Origin of the sequence: Paenibacillus kyungheensis (genome assembly GCF_028606985.1) — a bacterium.
Lineage (GTDB): Bacteria > Bacillota > Bacilli > Paenibacillales > Paenibacillaceae > Saccharibacillus > Saccharibacillus kyungheensis.
In genome coordinates, this window is the sequence record NZ_CP117416.1 from 4,056,485 (window position 1) to 4,078,406 (window position 21,922).

Annotated in this window: 19 protein-coding genes; 4 read left to right on the forward strand and 15 right to left on the reverse strand. The window is 39.3% G+C overall.

Going from position 1 to position 21,922, the window contains the following annotated elements:
- Positions 1-135 precede the first annotated feature (135 nt).
- The 5 genes from PQ456_RS17380 to rph form a co-directional block, all read right to left on the reverse strand.
- Positions 136-924: an STM4013/SEN3800 family hydrolase gene (locus PQ456_RS17380; RefSeq protein WP_273613400.1), complete on the reverse strand. Its 789-nt coding sequence runs from the start codon at positions 922-924 to the stop codon at positions 136-138.
- 19 nt (positions 925-943) lie between these two features.
- Positions 944-2,302, reverse strand: coding sequence for an STM4014 family protein (locus tag PQ456_RS17385; RefSeq protein WP_273613401.1), 1,359 nt, complete (start codon positions 2,300-2,302; stop codon positions 944-946).
- Between the two features lie 10 nt (positions 2,303-2,312).
- The gene (locus tag PQ456_RS17390; RefSeq protein ID WP_273613402.1) at positions 2,313-3,164 is read right to left on the reverse strand and encodes an STM4015 family protein; all 852 of its coding nucleotides are present in this window, start codon (positions 3,162-3,164) and stop codon (positions 2,313-2,315) included.
- A 126-nt stretch (positions 3,165-3,290) separates the two neighbouring features.
- Positions 3,291-3,914, reverse strand: a complete 624-nt coding sequence (locus PQ456_RS17395) for an XTP/dITP diphosphatase (protein ID WP_373462045.1) — start codon at positions 3,912-3,914, stop codon at positions 3,291-3,293.
- Between the two features lie 5 nt (positions 3,915-3,919).
- Complete coding sequence (gene rph / locus PQ456_RS17400; RefSeq protein ID WP_273613404.1) at positions 3,920-4,678, reverse strand: ribonuclease PH; 759 nt, start codon at positions 4,676-4,678, stop codon at positions 3,920-3,922.
- 165 nt (positions 4,679-4,843) lie between these two features.
- Between rph and PQ456_RS17405 the strand changes: the two genes are divergently transcribed.
- Positions 4,844-5,428: a phosphatidylglycerophosphatase A family protein gene (locus PQ456_RS17405; protein ID WP_273613405.1), complete on the forward strand. Its 585-nt coding sequence runs from the start codon at positions 4,844-4,846 to the stop codon at positions 5,426-5,428.
- Between the two features lie 121 nt (positions 5,429-5,549).
- On the opposite strand, the gene PQ456_RS17410 is transcribed toward PQ456_RS17405, so the two are convergent.
- The gene (locus PQ456_RS17410) at positions 5,550-6,212 is read right to left on the reverse strand and encodes a hypothetical protein (protein WP_273613406.1); all 663 of its coding nucleotides are present in this window, start codon (positions 6,210-6,212) and stop codon (positions 5,550-5,552) included.
- Positions 6,213-6,340: 128 nt separating this feature from the next.
- On the opposite strand from PQ456_RS17410, the gene PQ456_RS17415 reads away from it, so the two are divergent.
- Positions 6,341-6,769 carry a hypothetical protein gene (locus PQ456_RS17415; protein WP_273613407.1) on the forward strand — a complete coding sequence of 143 codons (429 nt, stop codon included), beginning with the start codon at positions 6,341-6,343 and terminating at the stop codon, positions 6,767-6,769.
- A 159-nt stretch (positions 6,770-6,928) separates the two neighbouring features.
- Here PQ456_RS17415 and PQ456_RS17420 read toward each other — a convergent pair whose 3' ends face one another.
- From PQ456_RS17420 to PQ456_RS17455, 8 genes are all read right to left on the reverse strand, one after another.
- A complete protein-coding gene (locus PQ456_RS17420) occupies positions 6,929-7,906 on the reverse strand; it encodes an MBL fold metallo-hydrolase (RefSeq protein ID WP_273613408.1) in 978 nt (325 codons plus the stop codon).
- 131 nt (positions 7,907-8,037) lie between these two features.
- Positions 8,038-8,469 carry a hypothetical protein gene (locus PQ456_RS17425; RefSeq protein ID WP_273613409.1) on the reverse strand — a complete coding sequence of 144 codons (432 nt, stop codon included), beginning with the start codon at positions 8,467-8,469 and terminating at the stop codon, positions 8,038-8,040.
- A gap of 621 nt (positions 8,470-9,090) precedes the next feature.
- A complete protein-coding gene (locus PQ456_RS17430) occupies positions 9,091-10,458 on the reverse strand; it encodes an Nramp family divalent metal transporter (RefSeq protein WP_273613410.1) in 1,368 nt (455 codons plus the stop codon).
- Between the two features lie 400 nt (positions 10,459-10,858).
- Positions 10,859-11,908 (reverse strand): LacI family DNA-binding transcriptional regulator, encoded by a 1,050-nt coding sequence (locus PQ456_RS17435; protein WP_273613411.1) that lies wholly within the window; start codon positions 11,906-11,908, stop codon positions 10,859-10,861.
- Between the two features lie 207 nt (positions 11,909-12,115).
- Entirely contained in the window at positions 12,116-13,459 is a 1,344-nt protein-coding gene (locus tag PQ456_RS17440; protein ID WP_273613412.1) for an ABC transporter substrate-binding protein, read from the reverse strand.
- 31 nt (positions 13,460-13,490) lie between these two features.
- Positions 13,491-14,342 (reverse strand): carbohydrate ABC transporter permease, encoded by an 852-nt coding sequence (locus tag PQ456_RS17445; protein ID WP_273613413.1) that lies wholly within the window; start codon positions 14,340-14,342, stop codon positions 13,491-13,493.
- A 12-nt stretch (positions 14,343-14,354) separates the two neighbouring features.
- Positions 14,355-15,245, reverse strand: coding sequence for a carbohydrate ABC transporter permease (locus PQ456_RS17450; RefSeq protein WP_273613414.1), 891 nt, complete (start codon positions 15,243-15,245; stop codon positions 14,355-14,357).
- A gap of 18 nt (positions 15,246-15,263) precedes the next feature.
- Positions 15,264-16,358, reverse strand: coding sequence for a Gfo/Idh/MocA family protein (locus tag PQ456_RS17455; protein WP_273613415.1), 1,095 nt, complete (start codon positions 16,356-16,358; stop codon positions 15,264-15,266).
- A 433-nt stretch (positions 16,359-16,791) separates the two neighbouring features.
- Here PQ456_RS17455 and PQ456_RS17460 point away from each other — a divergent pair, with 433 nt between their 5' ends.
- Together PQ456_RS17460 and PQ456_RS17465 are read left to right on the forward strand one after the other, a co-directional pair.
- Positions 16,792-18,780, forward strand: coding sequence for a DUF4832 domain-containing protein (locus tag PQ456_RS17460; RefSeq protein WP_273613416.1), 1,989 nt, complete (start codon positions 16,792-16,794; stop codon positions 18,778-18,780).
- 308 nt (positions 18,781-19,088) lie between these two features.
- On the forward strand, positions 19,089-20,444 hold the full coding sequence (locus PQ456_RS17465) for a dipeptidase (protein WP_273613417.1): 1,356 nt from the start codon (positions 19,089-19,091) through the stop codon (positions 20,442-20,444).
- Between the two features lie 174 nt (positions 20,445-20,618).
- On the opposite strand, the gene PQ456_RS17470 is transcribed toward PQ456_RS17465, so the two are convergent.
- Entirely contained in the window at positions 20,619-21,833 is a 1,215-nt protein-coding gene (locus PQ456_RS17470) for a MalY/PatB family protein (RefSeq protein WP_273613418.1), read from the reverse strand.
- Between the last annotated feature and the right edge of the window lie 89 nt (positions 21,834-21,922).

Below are 21,922 nucleotides of genomic sequence, written 5' to 3' on the forward strand. Positions count from 1 at the left end.
TGTAATGATTCCGAATTCATACTACAACACTCCTTTTTTATCAATAACCGCTTAACTTGAACAGATTCATGTTTTGTTTTATTTACATGATTTTATACTTTTTATACAATACACAGCTTATATCATATACATTTTCTATAATATAAATTCACGATAAGGCACATTCCAGACTACTTCATGGGCTAACCGGTGACCTTCGTATCCATCTTCCCCATAAGCGGTTCCATGATCGGAAAATACCAGACATAAGGTGGGGCGCTTCCGCTTGCGAAAAGCCTCAAATAGTCGTCCTACTTCTCTATCGACATAACGCAAAGCCGCTCGCTGAGTCTCTATCGAGTCTTTACGAATATGATTCGAAATAAAATAATGATTCGGTCCATGAATAGCAGATACATTGAGAAATAAAAATAAACGTTGCTCTAGATCAGCTCCGTCTAACAATTGTAACGCATGATTCACTTGATGTTCGGTAGAACGTGGATTGGTCACGCCAAATGTCATTCGCCAATAACTCTCTTGGAAATAAGCAGGTAATACTTTTGCCAGTTTATTCTTTTTCGTAAAAAAGATTACACCACCGATACAGATCGTACGGTATCCTTCTTGCGCCAATCCAGATACGATATCAGGCGCATCAAATAGCCAGGTGTACGGATGAGTGCGAAATCCGCTGTGTTTTCCATGAAATAATCGAATATGTGAATCTTTATCCGTATTAGCAGGCGTCGGTAGAAATCCACCGAAAAAAGCATGGTGCGCAGCATACGTAAAACTGCCCGGACTATGACGCTTCTCCCATCCTCCTGTTGCACATAAATGAGGACAGTTCTCTTCTTCTAACTTGGCTACATCATATCGCAACGTATCCAGTGTAATCATCAAAATGTCATGTGTACCGACAATTTCATTCATATTAAGCATAACGATAATCCTTTCATTGTCACTCATGCGCTAACCATTGTTGTAATTCCCATGCATAAGTGCCTAACCCGCGATGCTCTACATCATACAGCAAATCACCAAATGGGTTCATATCTATAATATAAGTCTGTCCACCGTGACTCGGAACAAGCACATCAATTCCTGCACAAAATGAATAAGGAAACGTACGTAGCCCAGCCATCGCTGTCTGTTCAATAGCATGTATTTGGTCTGCTGACAAATGAGATTGAGACACTACCAACCGATCATTACGCAAATGTAAATTTGTAATCGGGGTATGGCTTAATCGCATAACGGCATGTCCTGCTTCATGTCGGCACACCAACTGGCGTACATCATAAGCTTTACTTTGCCAGCTGGCTTTGCTGATCCATCGTTCAGCGTGCATACCTTCTTGCCCTACCCAATCGATAATCTGCGCTATAGTTGCAGAGTCTGTATAACGACGTAATTTGCCAGAGTTATAGTAATAAGATTCATTGCCACTGTTATCTATTCCGATTGTAGTGGTCGCAATCTCTGCCCCTGTACGGGGATTGTATTGATAAGCGATTACACCCGAAGCCGCAGATCCACAAAATAATTTGATAAATACGCGATGAATTCGGTGTTGCTTCATACTTTGACGAAGTTGTTCATAACCAGTATGCTTTCCTAGCAGATCAGGTACAAGTGGAGGTACAGCTACACCTGCTGTATGTAGCCACTGATGACAGCGCCTTTTATCGAACATGATAGCAATATCAGCAGGATCATTCATCCATTTTGCGTGTGGTAATAACAATGATACTTCACGCTTAAGCCACGATAACAATCGGCAATACCCTCGAAACCACTGAGCAGGATACCAGATACGTCCATGTTGAGGTTGCAATCGACGTGCTGCTGTTGCTGAGATCGAAGAACCTACTGTATAAGCATCTAACGGCACCAACGCATCATCTATATCGCCTTCTGCATCTACTGCCCCTAGTGCAATCAATTCACGTTCGACTGCAAAATGATCACCAGGTGCATCCAGACGCAATAATAATGAAGATGGAGATAACGAAGATGACTCTACACCAGAGGATGTTGAACATCCATCAATACCGATTTTGGGTTCACTCACACGAATAGGATGCTGATGATGAGTCTGTCTTTGAAATACTGCTTGTAACAGATCATCTAGCGATTCTCCTGCACGAATACTGTGCAACAGACGAATATAAGGAACGACCAATGCAGAAGACAGATCATATTGTTCTCTTGCTTGTTGCCAGCCTGCTGTCCGCTTGTTATTAGGATTACCAAACAAAATACAACCAGACGCAGAAGCCAGCCATTGCTGATAAGAAGTCGATGTAGATCTATTCATATCAAATTCATTACTCCGTAAGTGCAGGATAACGCCATTCGTACTCGCCATCTTCATCTACTTCTTGTTGGTCACCTGTATCAACAGACAAGCCTGTATCTTTCCAGCGCTTGATCATCTTGTCAGACATATAATGATAATTTAAATTCAAATGTTTAAGCTTTTTGACGGTATCACTATTGATAAGTGCCTCTGCCCCTTTGTCGGATAGTGTTCCATTCGATAAGTCGAGTGTATCTAGTTGCTCAAGTACAGGCGCATTTGCCGCTGCGATAGCGATCTCATCTTGAATTTCACTATCAGTTAGACCTAGATATCTTAATTTAGGAAAAGGATTCTGATTCAAAAATGGCAAAATATCTTCTATAGAACCATCAAATCCATAATCTTCTACTCCTAGATATAAAGTAAGTGTTGTTAATTCAGGTAAATGCGCGTTATAAATCTCATTCAAAACGGATTTGGGCAATCCTCCGCAAATAATAGTTAATGTATGTAATTTATCATGATGTAAAGGTTCTAACGATAAGTCTGTACTTCCTTGAATCGTAAACGATTCGATCTGTGGATAAGCAGCAAGTACAGGTCCTAGATTGGTCTGATTAATCCACGAAACTTCACATTCTTCTGAAGACATCTCGCCAATATAAAGGCTTTTTAAATTCGGCAATATCGGGCTTGCTTCAATCAGAGCTGGAATAGCATCATCCATCGTATCTTCGTAAGCTGCGCCCCAATCCCCTATAATCAAGCTGGTAATGGCTTTGCAAGCTTCTACATCAGCAACCAGTTCTGTGATCAAATCTTTTAGCTTGACCCCATTTTCATTCTGATCATAATCAACCGATAATTTCACTTCCATTATTAAACCCTCCTTCAATTCTATTTGTTATATTTTACAATAGAAATCTCTCGATAATCAAAAAAAGAATGCTTATTGACATAAAAACAGCTTAACCTCTATTGTTCAGGTTAAGCTGTTTCTACTTTAAGAATTAAGATTCAATTGATCGACTAATTTACGTAACGCTTCTCCGCGATGACTAATCGCTTGCTTTTCTTCGATCGTAATATCTGCCATCGTTTTGTCGTGAGTCGGTAAATAAAATAATGGATCATACCCAAAGCCAGCGTTGCCAGAAGGTTGAGATGTAATCCAACCATCTACCGATCCTTCTGTTGTTACTGCTAAGCCTGTAGCAGGATCATACAATACCAGACAACATACAAATTGTGCTGTACTGAGCAATGTCTGATCGGTATCTTCACCCATTTGTAAACGTTCAAGTGCATCTAGCAATTTGGCATTGTTATCAGCATCTGTAGCCGATTCGCCTGCATATCTTGCCGAATACACTCCAGGTTCTCCATCTAAACGATCCACACATAGACCTGAATCGTCAGCAAGTACAGGAACACCTAAAGCATCTCCAACAGTTTTGGCTTTTTTGAGTGCATTTTCAGCAAATGTGGCTCCATCTTCTACCACTTCAGGCAGATCAGGATAATCAAACATGCTGCGCACTTCTTTGCCGAAAGGAGCTAGAGCATGAGCAAACTCTCTAACTTTCCCTTTATTCTGAGTAGCAACAACGACAATAGAGCTACTCATCAGATTCATACTTGTGTACCAGCTTGACCGGAACCAATTTTCAAAACGATCGGGCCAAGAATTTCTTTTTGCATCGCAATCATTTTCTCAATACCTTCGCTACCCAGTACTAGCAATTGATCTAGCTCTTCACGAGAAAATGGACGTTCTTCGCCTGTGCCTTGCAGTTCTACAAATTGTCCTGCGCCTGTCATTACCACGTTCATATCTACTTTGGCTTTGGAATCTTCTTCATAGTTCAAATCAAGTAAAGCACGATCTCCGACTACACCCACACTAACAGAAGCTAAATAATCTGTAATAGGGAATTTAGTCAGTTTATTTTGAGTCGATAATTTGTTCATAGCGATTGCTAACGCAACAAAAGAACCGGTGATCGATGTTGTACGTGTGCCACCGTCCGCTTGAATCACATCACAGTCGACTGTAATCGTACGTTCTCCTAATGCTTGTAGGTCAATAACTGAACGAAGTGCACGTCCAATCAGACGTTGAATTTCCATCGTACGTCCGCCCAATTTACCTTTTGCTGCTTCACGCTGGTTACGGGTATGTGTAGCACGAGGTAGCATCGAATACTCTGCTGTTACCCAGCCTTTACCCTGACCTTTCATAAAGTGCGGTACACGTTCTTCTACAGAAGCAGTACATAATACTTTGGTATCGCCTACTTCAATATAGACAGAACCTTCTGCATATTTGTTCACGTTCGGTGTTATTGTTAACGGGCGTAATTCATTCGGTTGTCGTCCGTCTGTTCTCATAAATGGTTGCCTCCTGCGTCATATTCACCTTCTTATTCTAACAAACCTAACTTGTAAAAGCATCCTTATCTGACGATTGATTATGATGCTACAGCGGATATGTGAGTTTTTCATAAAAAATCGGTTAATACTGTATAACGTTATTTATGAAAGAGGTGGCTATCTATGGAATCCCAACCAAGCAAAGTTCCTTATAATCTAAGCAGTCTAAATGTAGAACAAGCGACAAGAGAATGGTTGCTCAAACGTGGGGTTACGATTTTGGAAATAGCAGACATTGTAATGTTTCTTCAAAAAAGTTACTATCCTTCGCTTACGATAGAAGAGTGCGTAGAAAGTGTCGAAAAAGTACTATTAAAGCGTGAAGTGCAAAATGCTGTTCTGACCGGTATTCAATTAGATATTCTGGCAGAAGAAGGTAAATTGATCTCTCCATTACAAGAAATGATCGAAAACGATGAAGGATTGTATGGTGTCGATGAAATTTTGGCATTTGCGATTGTGAATGTATATGGAAGTATCGGCTTTACCAATTATGGATATGTCGATAAATTAAAACCAGGTGTATTAGGACGATTAAATGATAAAAGTATCGGGCCGATTCATACGTTTTTTGACGATATTGTAGGTGCGATTGCAGCGGCAGCAAGTAGTCGTATTGCTCATGGCAAATATAAAGAACAAGACCCTACAGCAGATACAAGCAATACCCCATTACCTGAAGATGATGAAAGCGAACCATCTGTCTAGTCTGCTCAAATCAATCCCAACAAAAAAACTCTGACTCTGTATAGATACTTTATACAGAGTCAGAGTTTTTGATTAGCACATATATGATCGTTATCCAACAAGTGATAGTAGATTAATTCTTTTAAAATCCTTTGGGATGAAATAAAGAAGATGGTTCTTCTTTTGATTCGGGTTGAACATTGGAAGAAGATTGGTGACCTACTTTGATATCAGGGCTGACCCACCAGTGCTTGCGTTCACGTCGTCTTCTACTTTCACCAGACATAAACTGTAGTACGAATAACCAAATTAAGCATAATCCTGTAAATACATAAAATAAGTGAATCGATAAAATACCAGAATCATTACGAGTCAATAATCCAGACAGCAATAACAACTCTAATACAGGGTACAACAAGACTGAAATAAAGCGAGGTGACGGTTGATGATGTCTTTTCCATACCCAGATAGCAGGAATAACATATGCTAGTGTGATATAGAAAGCAATTAATGCACAGCCATTGGCCAAACGTCCTGAAGCTGTGGTAAATGGAATGATAGCAGCCGACCATCCTTGATGAACAATAATATTAATCATACTGGTGATCCCTTGAACAATACCAACACTAAGTCCCATAAAGACCAGGATATTACGGCCACGGTACCAGACAGAACGGTACTTTTCTTGTATCATAGACATATTACTAAATATTCCGATAACTGCACCAATCAGCAATAATAAATAAGCAAGGAATCGCAATCCTTCGACTGCGATATCCAATAAAGTTCCATTTGTGCTAAACATATGATAAGCCCCTTTCGCATTTCGGGGTGTTGATTATTATGTATTGTAAAAGAATTAGCTTAATATTGGATGAAAATGGACTTAAACAGAGTTAAAACTAATGACGATAGGTTGCGGAGGTTGATATGATGTCACAAGAAGTCAGTCGAGTACACAAAATTCCTTTTCGTAAAATATGTGGATTATTGCATATTAGACAAAAAATTGTGAATGTTTATCCTGATTATGCGAATAAAATGGTTGTTGTTGAAACAGAGCGAAATGCTCGTAATACCGAAACCGTTATCGAATACAAAAATAGCTATCTGGATATTCGTAAAATGTCAGCTTCCGAATATAACCAGATGCCTCATGAACCTAATGTGACTGATAAGCTCAAAGCATTATTGGATGAAAATGAACGTGATGTACTGCTTCGCAGTCTACAACATACAATTCATCAAGCAGAACGACAATTAGAACAAGTGCAATCTGCCAAAAATAAAGCCACTACAGAAGACACATTACAGATCGCTCGCCGGGCAATCGCCAAATTAACCGGTGATCTGAATGAATGATAGTATCACTTTTTATTGATATGTAATTTTTTTAATAAAATCATAGTATTTTTCAAATGATAATGAAAAGAAGCAGGATATAGATGTGGTTGCTACCCTCTATATCCTGCTTCTTTATATTGATATTCTGTAATTATGACTGTAATCTACCCATACTAATCAGACTGCATAGATCCAAATGCCATCTTGTTGATATTTATGTGCAATCCCGCGGCGAATAAGTTCTTCCAGATGCGCCAACGTCTCGGACATCGCAAATCTTAGTTGATGTAGTGTAAGCTTGCTATTGAATATCGACATACATACATCGTATCCGTTAGCAGGTTGAGTACGGATGCGTTCTGTCATCGCATCCAATCGTTGTTCATGATGATCTAATAATTTGACAGTACGTTCTCTAAATCCGTTAAAAGGACGACGATGCCCCGGATATGCCCACTCTACCTCATATTGACCAAGCACACGTAATCCTTCTACATAAGACTTTAATGGTTCAGGATCACTATTCGGAATCAGACTAATATTAGGTGATATCTGAGGTAAGACTGCATCGCCACAGATGATCGCTTTCCAATCGGCTTGATAAAAAGATATATGCCCTGCTGCATGACCCGATGTCTGGATCGGTAACCATGAATGCCCTGCAATCAGAAATGGTTGCTCTGGTGTAATTATAGATACTTCTGGCTGTGGTAATACCTGCGTGACAAAGCTTTGCAAATGTTCAGGAAGTTCATTGGTAATCTCTGAAGGCATACCATGAATCTTATAAAACGTAATCAAATCTTGAGCTGCGGTATTACCTTCTCCCCATGCTAATCGAGCTTCAGCCAGTGAACGTGCTGACATATACACAGGTGCATGACTTTGTGCTTGTAACCAACCGGCTAATCCATAATGATCAGGATGATGATGCGTCAAAATAATGGATTCCAATTGGTCCACATGTAATTCCAACGTATTCAGTACGGTGTGCCATGCAGCTTCATTTTCTGCACTACGAGGCCCTGGATCGATAACACTCCATGTATGATCGCCAACAATAATATAACTGTTGACCCAGCGTAGTGGATAAGACATCGCTATTTTCACCTGAATAATACCATGTTCAAAATGAGTGATTTCTGGTAATTCCATAATGTATGTATCCTCCGTCAGTCTGTCTATAGATATATTATAAACGATCCAAACACAAAAAACTCTTCTGATTGCACCTCTATAGCATAAGGTGTTCAGAAGAGCTTGTTTTTGATTCGGTCATTCATTGCTCAATAACTTTCTTCCCACGGGTTGAACATTTCGTGTTTGAAGTAAGTGCTGTCTGCTGCTTTTTCGTTCCAGTCCCACAATTTTTGGCTAGCTTTTTCGATCTCTTCATTTTTGATTTGACGAATTTCATCTAAAATAGTGAAAGATTTGCCTGCTTCTTTTTGGTGTTCCCAGATAACGAACATAATGCTATCTAAATTATCGCCATAACCCACAACGTTGACTTGGTTAGCATGGTCATTCAATCCTACATTTAGAAAATCATTAGTTACGATATATTTATCATTAGCAACGTGGTAAATAGCTGCCCATTGTTCCATTTCATTTGCATTGTTTTTAATTTCGCTACTTTCTACAAATCGGAACCATCCACCAGAAGTTGCTTTTGCTTTTTCCATAATTTTTACGTTAGATAATTTAGTATAATTCATAGGTTGAATCCCCCTTAGATTTTAGGTAATGTTTGCGTTTTTCATGCGACTTTGTGCCTGTTATATAGTTTATCGGTAAATTTTGCATAATATTTATAGCACTTTCCTCTCATTCGTTCTTTTTCGACATTTTTATATTCCTATACATAGGTATGAGAGTAGGAATAGTATGCCTATAGAACCATAAAACAGTAGGAAGAAGTAGTACTTATTACTCAATAGTAACTTTTATAAAAGGAGTGAATTCATTAGTAGAAGTAAATGATGAAGGATAATGATAGATGTACAATAATGCTATATTCTTTCGCTTGATTGCAATTGAGTGATATATAGACTGCGGTATACATATTTTAACCACAGCTTATCAAACAAATCGTAAAAGTAATATTTATTTATCAATATTCGTAAATGTATGACATATATTATTGAAATTTGTTCTACTTATATATACGTACAAACTACACAAAACGATTAGTATTTTATAAAAAAATATTCCATTTTTCCCACCTTTTTAGCCCATTATTTGAACAAAATATGACAAAAAAGCTTTTACCCTTGTAAGTGGATAAAAGCTTTTTGAGATCGGTGGATTAAACATCCTATATTGATATTAATTTGGTATTAAAAGCCACCGCCGGTTGCAAAAATATAAATAATTAAAAATATATTTAAAGCTACGATCACCACAGTGGCGATCCATGCCAAAATTTTGACCCATGCTGGATTGACAAATGAACCCATTTTGGCACGATCACTCGTAAACCGAACCAGTGGAATAATTGCAAATGGTAATTGTAGACTCAGTACCACCTGACTCCATAGTAATAACTCTCCTGTTCCTTTTGCTCCTGCAATCCATGTCACGATAAAAGCAGGAATAACAGCTAATAATCGAGTGATAATACGGCGTAACACAGGTGAAATACGTAAATTGATAAATCCTTCCATGACAATCTGTCCTGCTAGTGTACCTGTGATTGTGGAATTCTGTCCTGAAGCCAGCAAAGCTACTGCAAATAATGTACTGGCAATTCCTACGCCTAATGTCGGACTTAGCAAAGCATAAGCATCTTCAATCCCACTAACATTTAACCCTGTACCAAAAAAAGCAGAAGCTCCTAAGATTAAAATCGCCGAGTTGATTAGAAAAGCGACAGATAATGAAAGAATAGAATCAATATTCGCAAATTTTACTGCTTCTTTGCGACCTTCTTCTGTGCGCTTGTATTGACGTGTCTGTACGATCGATGAATGTAGATATAGATTATGCGGCATTACTGTCGCTCCCAAAATCCCTAATGCTACAAATAACATCGCTGGATTGGTCACAATCTCAAACTTCGGTACATATCCGCCTAACAAAGCCGATACTTCTGGCTTGGAGATAATCACTTCAAATACAAAGATACAAAAAATCGTCGCCATCAATACGATAATAATAGATTCAATAATCCGAAATCCTTTTTTCTGTAATAACAATAGAAGTAATACATCAAAAGTGGTAATCACAATACCCCATAGTAACGGTATCCCGAATAACAAATTCAGTGCAATCGCTGATCCGATTACTTCTGCTAGATCAGTAGCAATAATCGCAAGTTCAGTCAGTATCCAGAGAAAAACGGCTGTTCTTTTGTTCGTTGTATCACGAGTCGCCTGTGCCAAATCTCGCCCTGTCACAATTCCTAATTTGGCAGATAAACTTTGTAATAACATAGCGATCAAGTTAGAAATCAGTACAACTGATAACAAGGTGTATCCGAAGCGAGCTCCTCCTGCTATCGAAGTTGCCCAGTTCCCCGGGTCCATATATCCAACAGCAACCAATGCTCCCGGACCGGAAAAAGCGAAAAACTTACGCCAGAATCCAGCATTTTCAGGAATCTTAACGGTATTATTCACTTCTTCCATACTAATACTTGAACTGGAGTGTAACCAGTTTGATTTTTTGACATCTATATTTGTATTTAATTCTGTGTTGGAATCCATTCTTCGTGTCTCATCCTTTCTCTACAGTAAGCCTATCCAATGGCTTATTTTATCTAGAATACCAATACATTCTATGTGTCTGTATAGTGATAATAATTATATCAATAGCAACATAATACTTAGACCATATTTTGCATCAGGGAAACTTATTTGTCAACAGCTAATTTTTATGGCTTATAACAATTTAAATATTCATCTAATACTGTTCTTTTCCACTTCAATTATGTATCTGACCTATCGCATATTACCCATAAAATAGGATGTTCAAGACATACTTCTATGATTTATTTCAGAGTATGCTTTTATACAATGATGACATATATAAAAAATACCCTTTGCTACAGAAGCAAAGAGCATTCATTTGATCGATATCTTATTCAACATGACTGCAAAAGAACTATCATGCCTGCGCATCTACTTTTTCAGATAAAAGAGTGCCCGAGGACTGTCTAACAATAATCTGATGGGGAATCGTTATTTTCACAGGAATCGCATATTGATGTTCTAAATAATCCAGTAACAACTTCACTGCAAATATACCCATTTCTAACTTCGGCACGTGCACGGTAGATAACGGTGGTGATGTAAAGGCAGAAACTTCAATATCATCAACTCCAAAAAAAGCGATATCCTCCGGAATTTTCAGCCCTTGTTCATTCGCTGCTCTCATCGCGGCAATCGCCATCATATCACTAGCGGCAAAAATAGCTGTAGGTAATTCTTCATTCTGTGCAAAAGCTTGCTTGGTGAGTTCATAACTAAGTGATACATCCCACTTCACATCAATCACCCATTGATCATCAATAGGAAGATCGGCTTGTAGCATCGCACGTTGATACCCTAGAAAACGCTTTTCACTGCGAAAATGATCATCCGATTCAGAGCCACCTAGATAAGCAATCCGTCGATGTCCTTGTTCGATCAGTGAAGACACCACTTCTTGCACAGCAGCAGTCCGATCATAATGAACAACAGGTATCGAAGCGTCGCTGAGATCAACACCTACGACCACTTGAACATGTTCTTTGATCCATTGATAAGCTTCTTGCTCAATACGTTCTACTACCAGCATCCCATTGATCTGATGTTCATGCACAAGATGCTTTAATTGCTCGGTATCTGTAGGATTTTCGATACTGAATACAAATTCTAACCGCATTCCCCGACGACTCAACTCTTTTTCGATACCTTCTAAAATCACAGAGAAATACGGATTATTATATTTATTTTGCGGCTTTGCTACAACACAACCTATACGGTAAGCTGTAGTCTGCTCGTCTTTTTTGGTAGTGGATGAACGAGTTTTGTTATATCCCAGTTCTGCGGCGGTATCCCATATTTTTTTACGTGTCTCTTCACTTACCGAACGGTTGGCATCATTTTTCATTACTCGTGAAACGGTAGAGATCGACACACCTACACGTTCAGCAATATCTTTTAGTTTAGCCATAAGTTTGTCCTTTCTCTGCAAGTGATTCTTTGGATTGATCATGTGATCGTAACGATTTAATATCTGTATACTTATTTCATGCGCAAATTTTGCGGCAAAATTAATTTTATAGTGCTCATTTGCTTCTGTCAATCATACCATCTTTATGTAAATAAGCAGAACAAGCGCGATAATCTCACTATTGTTCTGCTTCTGAACGTGATATCTTTAATTCATTTGCGATGCTAACTGATCTAGTGCGGCTTGTACATCTCCTTCACCTGCCAACGGAAGTTTGAGTGCTTGTTCACCATATGTCCAGACCAAATCCGTTTTCTTCGCGGTAAAAGGAGATACAATTCCAAATTGTTGAGCATCAATAAAAATCTGATTACCTGAACCTGCTTTGGCTAAATAAGCATCGGCGGCGGCTTTATTTGACGGAATCGAATACCCTTGCTGTGCCAGCGCTGTTTGTCCATCCGGCCCTGCTAACCATGCGGCCAAACGGTACGCCGCTTCTTCATGTTCGGTCATAGCGCTAACGGCTACACCTGCGGGCTGAACAACGGTTTTATTTTCTTTGAATTTAGGCAAATACGTAATACCGTAATCGGTCTTCGCTTCCTGGTAATTGGTTACATTCCAGCTTCCACCAGGGTTCATAGCTACTTTGCCTGTAGTAATCGCTAGGTTAACCTGTCCACCCAATCCTTCAATTTGAGCAGGAGTGGTATTGATTTTTTTAGTTTTGGTTAGATCGATAAATGTATCTAACACTTGCTTGGCTTCAGGTGTGTTCAGCGCTAATGTACCGTCATCATTGATTAATTTAGCTCCATTGGACCACAATTCAGGTTCTAGAAACCAATCAATACTTGAACCGGGTGAGATCGACATCCCCCACTGGGCTATCTGATTACTATCGAATCCTGTTTCATCTGCTGTTTTCCCATTTTTATCTATCGTCATCTGGGTAGCAATTTGTGTAATCTCGTCCCATGTAGGTTCTAATACAGGCGGTTTGGCTCCTTTGGGATTGGTTTTGGGATCATTGAACAATGCTTTGTTGTAATACCAGACAATCACATTGGCATCGATCGGCAAAGAGACTTGTTTGCCCTCATATTGATGAAGCGCTAAGATACCGGGATCAATATTATTCAGATCAAAAGATTGACTGGTTAATAGCGTATCTAATTCTTTAAAAATACCAAGCTGTGCATACTTCTCAATATATGCATAACTTGTTTTCATCACATCAGGTAATTTACCGCCTGCGGCATTCGCGGTTAGCCCATCCCAATAACTGCTCCAATCTTTACCTTCTAATGTTACTTTGATATCGGGATTGGCTTTCATAAAAGTATCCAACAATTCCTGTGTACGCTGTAATTCTTCTGCGGTTCCCCACTGCGCATACGTAATCTCAACCGGACTGTCTGCTGAACCTTCTTTGGTTCCAGAAGCTGAATTCGAATTGGAAGTGCCACGTCCACACCCTGCCAGTATCATACTCATCATCACCAACATGATCACACTACAGTACATCCATTTACTGTTGATTTTCATAATAAGCGCCCCTTTAATCAGATGATCGACCTTATCCTTTGGAACCTGTCAGTACAACCCCTTCGACAATATAACGTTGCGCAAAAAAATACAGAATCGCTATTGGAATAATGCTGATAAAAGCACCTGCCGCCAGAGCGGGAAAATCCTGGCTGGTCTGTCCGATTAACAATTGCAAACCTACACTCAATGTGAATAACTGACTGTCTTTGATATACAAAAAAGGACCTAAAAAATCGAGCCACGAATTAACAAAAGCAAAAATAATCGTCGTGATAATAATCGGCTTGGACAAAGGCATAATTACGCGAAAATAAACCGTCCAGCGATTGCCTCCATCGAGATAAGTAGCTTCATCCAGTTCTTGCGGAATTGTTAAGAAAAATTGGCGGAACAAAAAAATATAATAGGCTCCTCCTAACCATGAAGGAACGATAAGCGGTAGCCAGGTATCAATCCACCCGAGCTTAGTAAATAATACGTACGAAGGAATCATCATAATTGAAGGAGGGATCATCAATGTCATTAACACTAATGGAAATAAACGTGAAGCGTAGTTTGTTTTGAAGCGGGCAAATCCATAGGCAACCAGTGAACTAGAAATCACAGCACCAATCACGACCAAGATCGATACGATTAATGAATTTTCTATCCATTGCAACATTAAAGGCTGAACAGCAAACAATCGCTCAAACGATTCAAACGTAATCGATTCTGGTAAAAGAGTAGGCGGCATTTTATACGTTTCAGCTTTTGTTTTCATCATGGTAGAAAGTAGCCAGACTAAAGGCCCTATAAATAGTAATAATGCGGTACATAACAATACATATTTCACAATCACACCTGCGATATAACGGGTTGATGTCGTTCTCGTACTTCTCATTATTTCCCCTCCCTACTTATCCCCTTCGTAATACACAACACGATTCGAAATTTTCATCAATATCCATGTCACGACAGCAATCAGAATAAACAAAAAGATAGACTGGGACATCGCCATACTAAACTTGAGGTCGGTAAAGGTTGATTTGTAAATGCTATACACAAACGTATACGAAGCATAATTGGGTCCACCCCGGGATAATAATAAGGATTCGGTAAATAGCTGAAAGTTGTACATGGTCTGAATAATCACAACAAATAAAATCGAAGGGCTAATCATCGGAAGAGTAATCGAAAAGAAACTGCGTACTTTACCTGCTCCATCAATTTCTACCGCTTCATACAGATGACGGGGTACATTTTTGAGAGCAGCCAGAAAGATAAGAACACCACTACCCGAAATCCATACTTGTAGCAAAATAATAACTGGTTTTATCGTATGCTCGCCGCCAAGCCAATCGATTTTGGAAATACCGATACTCCCAAGCGCAGCATTCAATATCCCAAATTCGGAGTTGAATACCAACCGCCAGATAATCACGGTCGCGACAATCGGTACCAATGTCGGCAAATAGTAAAAGGTACGGAATAGCGCTATGCCTTTGATATTCATATTCAGTAATAACGCTAACAACAACATACCAATCGTCACAACAGGAACGCCAAACACAACAAAATATAATGTATTAAACAAACTTTTGAGAAAAATAGAATCATTCGTCATCTCGACAAAATTATCCAGACCTACAAATTGATACGTGACGGCTCCTGGTAAACGAGCATCGGTAAAAGCATAAAAAACAGATGTTCCAAAAGGAATCAAGAAAAATGTAATAAAGCCGATGATCCATGGAGCAATAAAAAGAAAAAATAACAGGGTATCATACTTTCTGAGACCTTTCATTTGAGCCCCCCTTTCTTTTTATAGTTCGGCTAAATACACATACCGTTCTTCTACGATTGATTTCTCGGCTGCAAGTGCGACTAACAAAGCATTACGACCGATCTCCGCATTGGCAAATGGCTCAGTTCCTTCTATAATACATTTCAAAAAATCGATCCGTTGGGTCTGTCCACCGGTATGTCCACCCATAATCGAATCTGAAGTTACATCCATATCCAAATGTTCGCGTGTATAATCGGCTCCACCTGCAATATCGATCGTACGGTCGTTTTTGGCTACCATTTGCACACCATTTTCACCGATCAGTCCGATCTCTAATCCTTCATCCAGTAGATTTCTAGGTTGCAGATACATACACAATCCTAGATTCGCTTTACTGCCATTTTCATAATCAATCGTGATAAAAGCGTGATCTACGATCGAAGTCTGTTCTATACTTTTGACCGGATAATGACTATATGAATTATAAATCATATTTTCCTGTCCTTGTTTCAGTACATGCTGCCCACCTGAAGCAAATACACGTACAGGTGGAGAGTCGATCATCCAGTTGAAAATATCAAAATGATGGCAATCTTTCTCTACAATCGCTCCACCCGATTTGGACTGATCATAAAACCAATCGGTCGGTGGAAAAGGATCACGAAACTCTTTGCACCACATTAATTTCACATCGCCTAAGCGTTCATTCGCTAATTCTTTTGCCATACGGCGATACAGATTCGAATAACGATAGACCAGCCCGATCTGCAATACTTTATTATGTTGAGCTGCCGCCGCAATAATAGCATCACAGTCTTCTAATGTATGAGCAACTGGCTTTTCCAAAAAAACATGTTTGCCTGCTTCTAAAAAAGCAACAGCTACTTCACGGTGCAAATAGTTAGGAATACTGATCACGACTGCATCCAGATCGTCCTTGTTCAATAATTCCCGATAATCTTGATAAATAACAGGTTGACTATTCGTTAATTCTTTTAACGTTCGTTCTACATTGGCTTCATGGGTATCACATATGTACAACACTTCACAATCATCTAATCGATCGAATCCGATACAATGATGCGAGCCCATATCGCCTACTCCAATAAATGCTAGTCTTATTTTCTCCATTTTTCCACACTCCATCATTTAATTTTGCGGCAAATTAAAATATAAACAATGTCAAATAAGCTAACTCAATACTAAGTATGACTTGATAGTAAAGTAGACATTGGCTCTTGTCAATCTATTTTATGCTTTTTCATGTTATATTTTGCCGCAATTTTAAGTTTAATTTCTTTTATTTTCTCTAAAATATCCAAATTTGAGGTTAAATTAGCTTGTATATGGAAAATAATTGACTTATAATGCTTATGTGATCTTACATAATATTTTTCTCAATTCTATTCATTTTAAATATTTGCCGCAAAAAAATAAGTTTATTGCTTATTTTCTAAAAGTCATGGGTAGATTAACTATTTAATACGTAAAGGAGGTGGTTGAACAGGGGAGGAAGCAGATCTTCAGTCACGAATAAACCGTATAAATACGAAGGAGGATGACGATGCAATTATTAAAATGGAGTACGAAGCGTCTTACTTTAATGTGGATCGTGTTAGTGATGTTATGTACACTGTTTGCCCCTTCAACCATGATTCAACAAAGTCAGGCAGCAACGATTGGAGTAGATGGTAATGCAGCCGATTGGAGTAGTATTAACGCTTTAACAACTAATACAGGTACTGCTCAGAGTCTCAAAGTAACGCAGAATAGTACTAACTTGTACGCTCTTGTTCAAGGTGCTGGTCTGAGCACGGCTACAGGAAGCTTCTGGCTCAATACAGACAATAATACAGCTACAGGTTACCAAGCTTCTGGCTGGGGTGTCACCGGTATTGAATGGATGCTCGAAAATAATACGTTATATCGTTACACCGGAGATGGCACAAGTTGGAGTTGGAATGCAATCAGCACTTTACCTGCTTCTCAATTTGTACGTAATTCTTCCACTATTGAGACTTCTATCCCATTGTCCACCTTGCAATTAGCAGTCGGCAATACGATAAAAATTGGTTATATTGATAACAATTCAGCAACTAACCGTCTTCCTGCCGCTTCACTGCTATTGCCTTTGTATACTATTGCTACAGATACACCATCAACAGGCACGACAACAGTGGTCACGCCTACAGAATTAGATAGCCCTCTTAATAATCCTTTTAAAGGTTGGTCTCCTTCTGCCAAATCGACTTCTTATCCGCAACAACACCGATTGGTATATGCAGGAGTCACATGGAAAGAATTAGAACCCACCAAAGGTAATTATGATTTCGCCGCGATCGAAGCGACTAACAATTTTGCATACTGGAAAAGTAAAGGAGTTAAAGTCGTATTCCGCCTTATTCTCGATAGCCCTTCTGGAAGTGCCCATCGCGATATTCCAGATTGGTTAGTCAATGATATTGTTGCTCAAGGTGAATCTGCTGGAGTAGCTTATAGTGATGCTACTGGAGGCATGGGCGCTGGTAACAATACAGGATTTTCTCCTAATTATAGTTCCACTTATTTGATTGCTCGCCATAAGCTAGCGATCGAAGCCATTGCTAATCGTTATAATACGAATGATCGTCCGGTCGCTTTTGTACAGATTGGATCGCTTGGACATTGGGGTGAATTCCATACATGGCCTTATGTTGGACCTAATGGAGAAACGAACTATACCGGAACATTCCCTGTTAATGCGATCTCTAATCAATATGTACAACATTATATTGATGCTTTTGCAGGCAAAGAAGATAAAATGCAATTAATGATTCGACGCAGTATTGCTCTTGCCAAAACCAATAATAAAGGGCTTGTCATGGGTATGTTTAACGATGTATTCGGAGACAAACCAAGCTTCGATGCCGATTGGGGCTGGTACACAGGAACGCAAAATGGCTACTGGGATGATATTGGTCAACAGCAACCTGCTCACAAAGATTTCTGGGAAACACGCATTTCGGGTGGTGAGTTCTATGGTGGTGCTTCGGGTATGAATGCAGCACTCACTACAGGTGCTGGATTTACTGAAACGTTGCGTCAGACGGAACTTAGTAAACCAAGCTGGCTCGGCCCTAACTCCCCTGCTTCTCTTGCTGTTGGAGGAACACTACAAGCCAATATCGATACGTTGAAAAAACGAATGGGTTATCATTTTGTCATCAAAGAAGTATCCCATCCGACTACACTTACAGGCGCTTCTGTAGCGGTAACAGTCAAAGTCGAAAATAAAGGCGTACAGCATTTCCCTTTTGCATGGCCGTTGGAAATTCAATTGCGTAAAGGAGATACCGTTGTTGCCAAAAAAACCACAACCGCTAATCTAACTACATGGAAAACAGGATCATATACAGTAACTGATTCGATTCCTGTGGCTAGTAGTCTTGCCGCAGGTACGTATGATATTGCAGTAGCGATTATCAATCCGGAGACCAATACACCGGGTGTCGATTTTGCCAATACAGGTAAATTGACAGATGGAGCTTTTAAAGTAAGCACGACTACAAAATAAGTATAGTGATAAAAGAAACACAACAACAAATAGATCTATTTTTGTTGTTTGTGTTTATAGTTATCTCTCTTTTTATGCTTTTCTTTATCTTTCTTTTTTAAGTAGATCAATAGTTGAATACATGATGATTGTATAGAGCAGAACGATTCCAAAGTACGCTTTTGGAACCGTTCTGCTTTATTTTGTAGTTAAACTTTTCGCAATTGGAGCAAAACGTAGTAAAATAGAAACATACGCTTTTTGATGACTGGATATGATCCTATCGGATTCAAGCAATGATCTCTATTTCCTAAGGAGGATATACAATTATGAGTTATGCTACATATTTTCAAGAACATCGTGAACACCATTTAAATGAGTTAAAAGAATGGTTATCTATTCCTAGTATTTCTGCTATCTCAGAACATAAGCCAGATATGCTACGTGCGGCTGAATGGTTAGCAGAAACGTTGAAAAAAGCGGGTCTCGAACATGTAGAGATTCATCCAACTGCTGGTCATCCAATTGTTACAGCGGATTATTTGCATGCACCGGGTAAGCCAACGGTATTGGTCTATGGACATTATGATGTACAACCGGTCGATCCATTACACTTATGGGAGACGCCTCCGTTTGAACCTACGATTCGTGGTGACAAATTGTTCGCTCGTGGCGCAACCGATGATAAAGGTCAAATCTTTTTGCATATCAAAGCAGTAGAAGCGATTCTAAAGCAAGAAGGAACACTTCCGGTAAACGTGAAGTTTTGTATCGAAGGTGAAGAAGAAATTTCTAGTGCGAATCTGCCTGCATTTTTGGAAAGCAATAAAGACATGCTATCTGCGGATGCTGTATTGATCTCGGATACGGCTTTGATCGAAAAAGGAAAACCTGCGATCTGCACAGGATTGCGTGGACTATGCTCGCTTGAATTTACGATTCATACAGCTAATACCGATCTACACTCCGGTAGCTTCGGTGGTGGAGTTCCAAATGCACTTCACTCTATCGTAGAAATACTGAACTCTTTGCATGATAAACAAGGTCGTGTATTGGTTGATGGATTCTATGAAGGTGTATTGCCATTGTCGGATGAAATGCGCAATGAATTTGTAAAACAAGCTTTCGATGAGAAGAAATTGCAACAATCGTTAGCGCTAGAATCTCTTCATGGTGAAGAAGGTTATTCCTTTGTAGAACGTGTCGGCGCTCGTCCAACACTTGAGATCAATGGATTGTATGGTGGTTTTCAAGGCGAAGGAAGCAAAACAGTTATTCCAAAAGAAGCCAGTGCCAAAATCACTTGTCGTCTAGTCGCTAATCAAGATCCTGCTTATGTATTGGATCAAATTATTAAGCATCTAGAAGCAAATGTACCAACCGGCGCAACGATTGATATTAAACCAGGTGAAAAAGCTCGTGCTTTCAATATCGATCCTTCTGCCGAATTGTTGCAAAAAGCGGCTGACGCCTTCAAAACAGTATATGGAACACGTGCATTATTCACTAAAGATGGTGGTTCGATTCCAATCGTTGAAGCATTTTCTCGTCTAATTGCTCCGACTGTAGTATTGATGGGCTTCGGCTTACCTGACGAGAACCTGCATGCTCCTAATGAACATTTCAACTTGGAGAACTTTGATAAAGGCTTGCTTACGATTGTAGAATACTTGAACCAAATCTAAAATTGGCATAGCCGCGATATACAGAATAGCAATCTACTCTGTATATCAATAATGATCCAAAGCAAACAGACTGCTTTCTAGATACCTATAGTCGGTATTGTAGAAAGCAGTCTGTTTTTAATAATTTGAAGATATCGTAAAAAGCTTGAACAGTTGTTACTTATAAGGTGTATTCTATTCCACCGTAGCTGTTACTGGTTGCGTTGTTCTCCATACCTTTATAGCGTTATGCAATCGTCCCATCGCTTCTTCTAATAAAGAACGTGAACATGCTACATTCATACGCATATACCCTTGACCTGTCGTACCAAACGCATTGCCATCATTCAGTGCAATCTTGGCTTGATCCAGTAAAAAAGAAACCAACTCCAATTGTTCCATCTGAAGCTGACTACAATCGATCCATAGTAAATAAGTTGCTTCTGGCAATCGCACTGATAATTCTGGTAAATGCTCCGCTATATACTGTTGTACATATTCCATATTGCGATACGTGTACTCCATACATTGCTGTAACCACTCTTGACCATGTGTATATGCTGCTTCTGTAGCGACCGCTCCAAACACATTAATTTGTCCGATCCCAAATTGATTAATTTTCAATGCAAATGCGTTCCGTAATTGTTCATTCGGGATAATAATGTTAGATGTGTTCAAGCCTGCAATATTGAATGTTTTGCTTGGCGCAGTACAAATAATACTCCGGTTTCTAGCAGATTCAGACAAGCTGGCATACGGAATATGAGAATGAGGTTCATGCACAAGATCACCATGAATTTCATCGGATACTACAATAATATTCCACTTCGCACAGAGACGTTCTAATTGTTCTAATTCGTTGCGTGTCCATACCCGTCCAATAGGATTATGCGGATTGCACAAAATCAACATTTTCACATGCTCATCTAGCACACTTTCTAAATGTTCGAAATCCATAAGATAATCTCCATTAGAATCTTGGATCAACGGATTTTCGACCAATTCTCGTCCATGTCCTTTGACAACACTATAAAAAGGAGGATACACCGGTGTCTGGATAATCACTTTATCCCCGGGTTCTGTATAAGTCTCTACAGCAAAATTCAGCGCAGATACCACACCTGGTGTAAATACGATCCAGTCCTGATCTATACTCCATTGATGCCTACGTTCCATCCAATTCACTATCGACTGATGATACTGATTGGTACGAACTGTATAACCAAGCACACCATGTTCCATCCGTTGCTGAATAGCTTCTTGTACAGGTAATGGCGCCGCAAAGTCCATATCTGCTACCCATAAAGGAATAACATCGTCTGTCCCAAAATGTTTACGAAGCGCATCCCACTTTTCTGAACTGGTTCCTATACGCGCAATTGTACGATCAAATGTTGACGTGTAATCCATTGCTGATTCCCCCCATAGCCCACTATCAGAATATTTTTATCTATTCATTATCTTTATCCCAGAATGAATTTAAGATATATTCATCATAG